Here is a 2390-nt window from a genome sequence, read left to right on the forward strand (position 1 = left end):
CCGCCCAGCCACGCCAGCAGCAGGCCAAGCAGCCACCAGGCCGGCCTGAGCCCAGGCGGGCGGCCCGGCTGCAAAATCCGGCGAAGGGCGTAAAACGGAGGCAAAGCGGGCAGAAAGACGAAAAATGACGTTGCCGTAGTAATTGGCTCAGTGGGCGTGGCAGCCAAAAAGGAGGCAGCAGGTTTCCCTTAGCTAACTGTAAAGATGGGGTAATTCCTGCATATTAACGAACGCCTATGCCCGCCCCCGGCAAAGGTTCTGATTAATAATCGGCCAGCCCGTTGCGCAGCGAATACACCGGGCTAAATCCGTTTTCGAGCAGCAGGCGTGCGGCTTGCCGGCTGCGCATGCCGCTGGCACAATGCACCACCACCGGCACGCCGGTTTCAATCTCGCTCAGCCGCTGGGGCAGCTGCCCCAGCGGCAGCAGCTGCCCGCCGATGCTATGCCGGGTGTGCTCGTGGGGCTCGCGCACGTCGATGAGCTGCAGGGGGCGGTCACTGTGCTGCCACTCCTTCAGCTCATCGGCCGATATTTCCAGCACGGGGGCGACTTCGGTTTGCAGGGGAGCTTCGCCGCAAAAGGCGGCATAGTCGGGGGCCAGCGCGGTGAGCTGCTGGTTGACCGCCACGGGCCGAAACCGAATGGTTTGGAACCGCATGCCGAGGGCATCAACCAGCAGCAGCCGGCCGCTGAGCACTTCCCCTATTTCCAGAATAATTTTCAGCGCCTCGGTGGCCTGCAAGGTGCCCAGCAGGCCGGGCAGCACACCCAGCACGCCAATCTGGGCGCAGTTGGGTACCTCGCCGGCGGCGGGTGGCACCGGGTGCAGGCAGCGGTAAGTGGGCCCGTTTTGGTAGTTGAACACCGTCACCTGGCCTTCAAACTTGAAGATGGCCCCGAACACCAGCGGCTTGCCCAGCAGCACGCAGGCGTCGCTCACGAGGTAGCGGGTGGCGAAGTTGTCGGAGCAGTCGAGCACCAGGTCGTACCCGCCAAACAGCGCCAGCGCGTTGGCCGCCGACAGCAGCACCTGGTGCACCCGCAGTTCGATGAAGGGATTCTGGGCGCGCAGCTTTTCGGCGGCTACCACGGCCTTGGGGCGGCCCACGTCGGCGGTGCCATACAGCACCTGGCGCTGCAGGTTGCTTTCGTCCACGGTATCGAAATCAAGCAGCCCCAAGGTGCCCACGCCCGCGGCGGCCAGGTATTGCAGCACCGGGCAACCCAGGCCACCGCAGCCCACTACCAGCACGCGGGCCGCCTTCAGCTTGAGTTGGCCGGCCGGGCCGATTTCGGGCAGCCGCAGGTGGCGGCTGTAGCGGGTGGTTTCGGCAATGGAAAGCGTGGGGGCGGTTGAGTTCATCGGGCAGCGGCAGGACTTGAGACAGGAGTTAAACAAATGGCCAGCTGTAATGGCCGGCGCGGCACGCAATTTCGGCCGGCCCGGGCGAAGCAGCCTCTAGCACGGCGTTTCGCGCGGCAGCCTTTGCCCCCCTACCCCAACGCACGATGACGGAATAAGTCGCTTGCAACCGTGCGTCGGCACGCTATTTTTGCCCAAATGCTGGGGCTGCCTGAATTGATGGCAAAATGCTTTGAGCCTTCTTCATTTTGATTAACATAATAATAAAATGAAGCTAAAAGACTGTTTTTCACAGTGTAAACGGTCTTTTCAATTATTGCCTGACTTGCAGCTGGCCCAATGAATCCAAGTTGTTGGCGAGGTTGCCACGGCATTAGCAAGCGTTGCGCTGGCTTTGGAAGCGGTGCAATGGCCGAGGGGCGCGAACTTACCGGCATGAATATTCGCCCATTATTGCGCTTGCTGGCGGCCCTGCTGCCCGCGCTGGCGGTCTGCACTGGTGCGCAGGCCCAGCAAAAGGCCCTACACGAGTTGCCAATCACCCCCGCTACCGCCGCTTGGGGCTACTACGATGCCGCCGCGCTACCGGTGCTGCGCATCAAATCGGGCGAAACGGTGCGAGTGCATACGCTCATTACCTCTACCCCGGCGCGGCTGGAGGGCGCGGGGTTGCCGGCGGCGCAGGTCGAGCCCAATCTGCGCGACATTAACGAGCACGTCACCAACAAGGGGCCGGGCGGCCACATCCTCACCGGCCCCATTTTCGTGGAAGGGGCCGAGTCCGGCGACGTGCTGGAGGTGCGCATTCAGGCCATCGACTTGGCCATTCCCTACGCCTATAACGCCTTCGGGGCCAAGAGCGGGTTTATTCCGGAAGACTTCGGCTACGCCAAAATGCGCATCATTCCGCTCGATAAAAAGAAGATGGTAGCCCACTTCCTGCCGGGCATTGAGGTGCCGCTGCGGCCATTTTTCGGCAGCATGGGCGTGGCGCCGCCGGCCGCGGCGGGCCGCGTGAACAGCG

At 62.8% G+C, this 2390-nt stretch carries 3 protein-coding genes; 1 reads left to right on the forward strand and 2 read right to left on the reverse strand.

Features of this window, described 5'->3' with window-relative positions; all coding sequences use genetic code 11:
• Window positions 1-262 precede the first annotated feature (262 nt).
• Together moeB and ACYVDE_RS20415 are read right to left on the reverse strand one after the other, a co-directional pair.
• Window positions 263-1366, reverse strand: coding sequence for a molybdopterin-synthase adenylyltransferase MoeB (gene moeB / locus ACYVDE_RS20410; RefSeq protein ID WP_460503377.1), 1104 nt, complete (start codon window positions 1364-1366; stop codon window positions 263-265).
• A 131-nt stretch (window positions 1367-1497) separates the two neighbouring features.
• The gene (locus ACYVDE_RS20415) at window positions 1498-1740 is read right to left on the reverse strand and encodes a hypothetical protein (protein ID WP_460503378.1); all 243 of its coding nucleotides are present in this window, start codon (window positions 1738-1740) and stop codon (window positions 1498-1500) included.
• A gap of 61 nt (window positions 1741-1801) precedes the next feature.
• On the opposite strand from ACYVDE_RS20415, the gene ACYVDE_RS20420 reads away from it, so the two are divergent.
• Window positions 1802-2390: acetamidase/formamidase family protein (locus ACYVDE_RS20420; protein ID WP_460503379.1), on the forward strand; the 589-nt coding region annotated here is incomplete at its 3' end.

It is taken from the genome of Hymenobacter agri, from assembly GCF_054778495.1.